We start from the raw sequence: 6,425 nt of genomic DNA, 5'->3' as shown, positions 1-6,425 counted from the left end.
TGGACGGGGGACCCGCTGCCGGAGGCGTATCTGCCCCTGACCGGCTCGCTGTCAGCGCGGTTGCGGACGGCAGCCAGTGATCCCGGTACGGCGCGCGACATGGTGTGGATGGCTGCGGACCTCGTCTACGGCATGGCGCTCATGAGTGCGGCGCTGGTGCTGTGGGCGCCCGCGCTGCTGGTCGACGCCGTCTGGTGCGGCGCGGCCGGGAACGATGCGGTGCTGCTGCCGGTGATCGGGCGGCTCGCCGACCTGGAGGCGTCCTGGTCGCACCTGCTGCTGCAGCCCGCCCCGGACGCCGGCACGGCCGACCGGATCGAGCAGCTGACCGTCACCAGGGCGGGAGCGGTGGCCGCCCACGGCGCGGAACTACGCCGGATCGAACGGGACCTGCACGACGGGGCGCAGGCGCACCTGGTGGCGCTTTCGATGCGGCTGGGCCTGGCCCGTCGGGCGTACGACTCCGACCCGGCGACCGCGCGACGGCTGCTGGAGGAGGCACAGGACCAGGCCGAGACGGCCCTGACCGAACTGCGCCATGTCGTGCGCGGCATTCACCCGCCGATCCTGACCGACCGCGGACTGGCGGGGGCCGTCCGTGCGCTGGCAGCGGGCAGCGGACTGGCCGTCGACGTCGAGGCCGGCGGAGTCGAGGACGGGCCGCGCGCGCCCGCGGCGGTCGAGGCGGCGGCGTACTTCGCGGTGGCGGAGGCGCTGACCAATGCCGCCAAGCACAGCGGCTCCGATCAGGCCCGGGTGGAACTGGTCCGGTCCCCCGGGATGCTCCGCATCTCGGTGCGCGACGACGGGCGCGGCGGGGCCGTGGCGAGCGGTGACGGCTCGGGGCTGCTCGGACTGCGTCGCCGGGTGGCGGCGCTCGACGGGACCGTGGGAATCACCAGCCCGGCGGGAGGCCCTACTGTGATCACTGTGGAGCTGCCGTGCGCGTGGTGACCACGCAGGTTCAGAGGTAGACCGTCTCCGAGGGGAACCGTCGTGCGGGTAGTGATCGCCGAGGACAACGTCCTGCTGCGGGAGGGGCTGCAACTGCTCCTGTCGTCCTCGGGGCACGAGGTGGTGGGCACGGCCTCCACCGGTCCGGAGGTACTGCCACTGCTGCTGGAGCACCGTCCGGACGTCGCCGTGCTGGACGTCCGGATGCCCCCCGGCTTCCGCGACGAGGGGCTGCGGGCGGCTCTCGCCGCCCGGGAGCAACTGCCGGACCTGCCGGTCCTGGTCCTGTCCCAGTACGTCGAGGAGACCTACGCCGCCGATCTGCTGAGCGGCGGCGCCCGGGGTGTCGGCTATCTGCTGAAGGACCGGGTAGGCCGGGTCGACGAGTTCCTCGACGCATTGGAACGGGTGGCGGCAGGCGGTACCGCGCTGGACCCGGAGGTGGTGACGGAACTGATGCAGCGCCGCCGCGACCATCCCCTGGACGCCCTCACCCCCAGGGAGCGCGAGGTCCTGGGCCTGATGGCGCAGGGCCAGGACAACGCGTCGATCGCGAAGGCACTGGTGATCACGGAGCGCTCGGTGCACAAGCACATCAGCAACGTCTTCGCGAAGCTGGGCCTGCCACCGAGCGACACCGGGCACCGCAGGGTGCTGGCCGTCCTCGCCTTCCTCAACTCCTGAGCGCCGGCAGTCCCGAGCACCTGCGTTCCTGACCCCTGTGTTCCTGAGCCGTTCCGGGTCAGGCGGTGCGGCGGCGCAGCACCCGGCGGGCCGGGGCAAGTACGCCCGCGAAGCCGGTGAGCACCGGGATCGCCACCATCAGACCCAGCTCGGTCGGCGGCAGATACGGCAGACTGTGGGCGATGGTCAGGGTGAAGGCCAGCAGGGGGAACGCGGCCACGGCCGCGCCCACCACCAGGCCGGTCGCGGTGACCGCTGCCGCCTCCACCCGCAGCATCCGGCGCAGTTGTCCCCGGCTCGCGCCCAGGCGGCGCAGCAGGACCAGTTCGGGACAGCGTCCGACCGTGATCAGCGCGAGTGTGCTGTACACCGCGATGACGGTGAGGGCGGCGATCGCTGCCATCAGCACCGTCGACATGGTGCTGTTCAACTGCGCCCCCTCGACGGCGAGATGGATCGGCGCGGGGGGCGACTGGACCTGTGCCCCCGCGCCGTGGTCGAGACGCTGGAGCGCCAGCCGGACACCGCCCGGGTCCGTGCCCGGGACCGTTGCCAGCAGGACCTGCTGAGCCGCCGGCGCAGACATGTGCCGCGCCAGTTCGTCGTGCGCCAGCATGAAGTCGCCCAGGGCCAGCGAGCGGTCGTAGACCGCAACCACCCGCAGCCGCCGCTGCTGCCCGTCGTCGAAGCGCAGAGCCACCGTCGAACCGACCCCGACGTCGAGGGACTTGGCGCGTCCGGCGCCCACCGCCACGGTGCCGGGCTGTCCGAGATCGGTGAGACTGCCATCGGTCACCGCCGGGTCCAGGGTGCCGGCCAGCCCGTCCGGGGTGACCCCGAGTACGGGCAGCCGGTCCAGCAGCGGGCTGCCCGCCGAGGTGTGCGGCAGGATCACCGTGCCCGGCAGGATGTCCGTGGCCGCCACGACTCCCGGCACCCTGAGGGCCTGCTGGGCCGTGATGCCTGCGCCGGACACCGAGAACTCGGCGCGCATCGCCCGCTCGGCCTGCGCGGCCCCCGCGTGGACCATCGTCGAGCCCGCCGAGAACTGGACCGCGGTGAAGGCGATCACCAGCACGATCGGGGTGATCGCCGCGCCCAGCCGGCGGCTGTCCGACGCACAGGCAGCAGCCGCGAGCCGGCCGGACGCTCCGCCCAGCCGCCGCATCGGTCCGCCCAGGACCAGCAGCGCACCGCGAGCGATCCACGGCCCGAGCACCGCGCAGGCGGCGACCATGGTCACGGCCGCCGTTCCCGCCGCGGCCGCGGCGGCGTCGCTGTTCTGCAGGGTCGCGGCACCCGCCGCGCTCACCCCGCAGAACAGCAGGACCAGACCGGTGATGCGCCGGGCCGTCCCCGGCTCCGCAGGGCGCCCGGTCGGTCGGCCGCAGGCGAACGGGACGACCAACCGCGCGGCACCGACCGTCAGCCCCGCCGTGACCAGGACCGCGGTGAACAGCCACGGCGGGGTGGGCAGTTCGAGGCCGTCCGGCAACGCCCCCTGGTCCCGTAGCAGGTGCCACAGTCCCAGGAACGCCGGTACCGCGGCGCCCGCGCCCACCAGTGCGGCCCACACCGCGATCCGCACGACCTCCCTCCCGACCGAGGAACGCAGCTGGCGCGGCGTCATCCCGACCGCACGCAGCAGGGCCAGTTCACCGGAGCGCTGTTGGAGCACCTGGGCCACCAGGGAGGACAGGACGAGCAGCGCGATCACGAGGACCAGCCCGGAGACCGTGGCCAGCATCCCCAGCAGCTCGCCCTGGACGGGCGCGGTCGGCAGATACTCGGCATTCCCACGACCGTCACCTGTCAGCACCCGCAGCGACGAGGAATCCCCAGGAGCCCGCCGGCCCGCACTCATGTCCTGGACGTGGGCGGCGTCCAGCGCGTGCCGCACCTCGGTGTACAGGTGCTGAGCCGGGACACCTGAGGCGGGCAGCACCCCGATGGCGTCGACGGAGGCCGGGTGTCCCGCGAGCTGCTGCGCCCGGTCCTGGGTGAAGTAGAGCGCCGGCGGACCGTCCGCCACCCCGACGACCCGGTAGCTGCCGTCGGTCCCCGTCGTAAGCTCCTGCCCGGTTCGAAGACCGAGGCCGGCGCCCGCGACCACCTGGTCGGGCTGTTCCGGGGCCCGACCCTCACGAAGCTCGTACGGTGCCAACGCGGCGGCCGGCCAGGGCCGTCCGACCACCGCCTGGTCCCGGACCTGATCCTGAACCTGGTTCCGGTCCACTGTTCCCGAGGTCACCGTCCGGCTGTCCGCGCGCACCCCGGGCACGGTGAAGACATCGTCCGCGACCACAGACCCCACCTCCGGCAGCGAGCGCAACAGGTCGACCGTGCCGATCGGCACACCGACCCTTTCGGTGAGCGGAGCCGCCGCCGTCGTGGGTGGGTCACCCCAGGGCTTCGTCGTGTACTGCGTGGACTGGTTGCCGGTCACGACCACCGGCGCCGCGAGGTACCGGTCCACCGAGGCGTGGCCGAGCGCGGCCGAGCCGATGGCCAGGCTCACGCCGCCGAGCAGCGCCGAGACCATCGCGAGCGCCACGAACAGGGACGCCCATGCCCTGCGGTGGGTCTTCAGCGCACGCGAGGCAAGCAGGCGCGTGGCCGCGCGGCCCTCCTCCCGCCACCGCACCCGCGGCCTGCCGACGCGCTGGTCCGCCGGGCACTTCCCCGCCGTGTTCATCGCTGCGGTGGTCATCGCTGCCGTCCCAGCCCGCGAAGTGCCTGTCGGACATCGCCTGCCTCCGGATGTGCCAGGCGGCCCGCGATCCTGCCCGAGTCGAGGAAGATCGCCTCATCGGCCCACTGCGCGGCCATGGGGTCGTGGGTGACCAGGACGACCGTCCGGCCTCGCTGATCCACCGCCGAACGCAGCAGCGCCAGGACCTCATCGGCGGTCACCGGGTCGAGCGCGGCCGTCGGCTCGTCAGCGAAGATCACCTCCGGTTCGGTGACCAGGGCCCGCGCGACCGCCACCCGCTGCTGCTGCCCACCGGAGAGCCTGGCCGGGATGTCCTGCGCGCGGTCCGCCAATCCGACCGACGCCAGTGCGGCCAGCCCCCGCTCCAGCCGCGCCGCCCCCGACAGCATCAGCGGCAGCACGGTGTTCTCCAGAACCGTCAACGACGGCACCAGGTTGAGGGATTGGAAGACGAAGCCGATCCGGTCCCGCCTCAGCCGACTGAGCGCGGACTCCTTGAGCCCCGCGAGATCCGTCCCCCCGAGCAGCACCGTTCCGCTGCTGGGCCGTTCGAGACCGGCGGCGCACTGCAGCAACGTGGACTTACCCGAACCTGACCGGCCCATCACCGCGAGAAAGTCCCCACGTGACACATTCAGGCTCACCCCGTCCAGCGCGGGCGCGACCTTCCCATACCTACGGCTGACCTTGTCGAGAGTCAACGCATCCCCCTGCCCGGTCGTGACCGCCAGGGCGGGATCGTCGCTCCGCCACTTGATCTGTCCCATAGCTCCTCGCTTGCTCCGTCCCACGTCAGGCGGCCAGAGCCACCACCTGTGACGCTAGGGATCACGGGCGCGAACGAGGAGCCTGCCAGCACCAACCGTCGAGACAGCACAGGCACGTAGGAAGAGGTGGAGCCAGCTCCACCTCTTGGTCCGAAGAGAGAGCGAGGAAGCCTGTTACGGCGTCTCAGATCCGCTGTCGGAATCTCACGGCTGATGCCGGATCGCTGTCGGACCCGACGTCAGCCGTGAGACAGCCCGGCGTCCCCGCGGGCTACCCGATCATCAAGGCTGCGTCACGGTGTCGGCTGGGGCGGTGTGACCGACGGCGGCGGAACGACCGGCTGGGCCGGCGTGACGGACGCCGAGGGTCCGGGTGGCGGCGGGCCGGGGCTCGGCGAGGGCGGTATCACGGCGCCCCTGATGCCCGAGGGGTAGGGGTTGAGGCTCATCACGACGCTCACGACGTCATGTGCGAGCCCGTCGGCGATCTTCTCTCCAACACTGGCGTCCTTCATGAACGGAATGAGGCCCAAGGCGTCGCCGAACGCTGCCTCAGGATGGCCCTGCACTACGTCGAGGGGGAGCATGGTGATCGAACCCAGGTCTCCGACGACCGGCACGTACTGGATATCGTGCATCAGCCTCGGATACCAGTCGGGGATGTGACCGTGCGCCGAGCTGACGACGCCGGGCACTCCGGCGCCACCGACATTGTTCGGGTGCGGATTCGGGACCATGTCGAGCTGGCACATTCCGTCGGATATCCCGTCGCAGATGCCGTTGCTCTCCATCTCGATCCAGTTCTCAGGCTCGGTGTACTCGGTGTAGATGCAGTGACCGTCATCGTCGGAAACCGCCACACACTGGTTCGGGTCGTAGAGGTTGTCGGCACTGGGGAAGAGCGGGCGCTTTCCGGTCGGGTCGATTCCCTGAGCAAGACCGGCAGTGACCACACCGCCGTCGGGTCCGCAGCCGTGCCCGTTGTAGTGGAAGCCCTGCTTGCAGGTCGGCTCCTTCGGCTTGTACGAAGCCGACGCCGAGAGAGTCGACGTGCCATGCGAGTGACTTGCGGCGGCGACTACGGCTGCAACCACTACTACGGTCAGTGCCACCACCGCAGCGATGATCTGCTGCCAGGTGGGGCTCAGGCCCGTCGGGTCCGAGCTGCTCACCGGGTTGTCGCCGGCGTAGGCGTAGCCGCCGATCGATTGGGGTTCACCGGGCTGGAACAGCGGGTCGGCGGAGATGAAGCGGCCGGTGGTGGGGTCGTACTTGCGTGCGCCGATGTCCACCAGTCCGGTGGAGGT

5 protein-coding genes are annotated in these 6,425 nt (G+C 71.6%); 2 read left to right on the top strand and 3 right to left on the bottom strand.

The window, feature by feature from the left end; all coding sequences use genetic code 11:
• A partial coding sequence (locus TR49_RS39240) for a sensor histidine kinase (RefSeq protein WP_042391223.1) occupies positions 1 to 954 on the top strand: 954 nt, incomplete at its 5' end.
• 42 nt (positions 955 to 996) lie between these two features.
• On the top strand, positions 997 to 1,638 hold the full coding sequence (locus tag TR49_RS39235) for a response regulator (protein WP_042391221.1): 642 nt from the start codon (positions 997 to 999) through the stop codon (positions 1,636 to 1,638).
• A 58-nt stretch (positions 1,639 to 1,696) separates the two neighbouring features.
• On the opposite strand, the gene TR49_RS39230 is transcribed toward TR49_RS39235, so the two are convergent.
• The 3 genes from TR49_RS39230 to TR49_RS39220 form a co-directional block, all read right to left on the bottom strand.
• A complete protein-coding gene (locus TR49_RS39230) occupies positions 1,697 to 4,348 on the bottom strand; it encodes an FtsX-like permease family protein (RefSeq protein ID WP_236653746.1) in 2,652 nt (883 codons plus the stop codon).
• Positions 4,345 to 5,118, bottom strand: coding sequence for an ABC transporter ATP-binding protein (locus TR49_RS39225; protein WP_084725868.1), 774 nt, complete (start codon positions 5,116 to 5,118; stop codon positions 4,345 to 4,347). Before TR49_RS39225 ends, TR49_RS39230 begins: the two co-directional genes overlap by 4 nt.
• 293 nt (positions 5,119 to 5,411) lie before the next feature.
• The coding region (locus TR49_RS39220; protein WP_042391219.1) for an RHS repeat-associated core domain-containing protein at positions 5,412 to 6,425 on the bottom strand (1,014 nt) is incomplete at its 5' end.

Source organism: Streptacidiphilus melanogenes (genome assembly GCF_000787835.1).
In the GTDB taxonomy this organism is placed as follows: domain Bacteria; phylum Actinomycetota; class Actinomycetes; order Streptomycetales; family Streptomycetaceae; genus Streptacidiphilus; species Streptacidiphilus melanogenes.
The sequence above is the reverse complement of the archived record's forward strand: the minus strand, read 5'-3'. Positions and strand labels throughout refer to the sequence as shown.

Excerpts from the sequence above, each read along its gene's own strand:
- TR49_RS39225 (WP_084725868.1), bottom strand. The coding sequence starts at position 5,118 with ATGGGACAGATCAAGTGGCGGAGCGACGATCCCGCCCTGGCGGTCACG.
- TR49_RS39230 (WP_236653746.1), bottom strand. The coding sequence starts at position 4,348 with ATGACCACCGCAGCGATGAACACGGCGGGGAAGTGCCCGGCGGACCAG.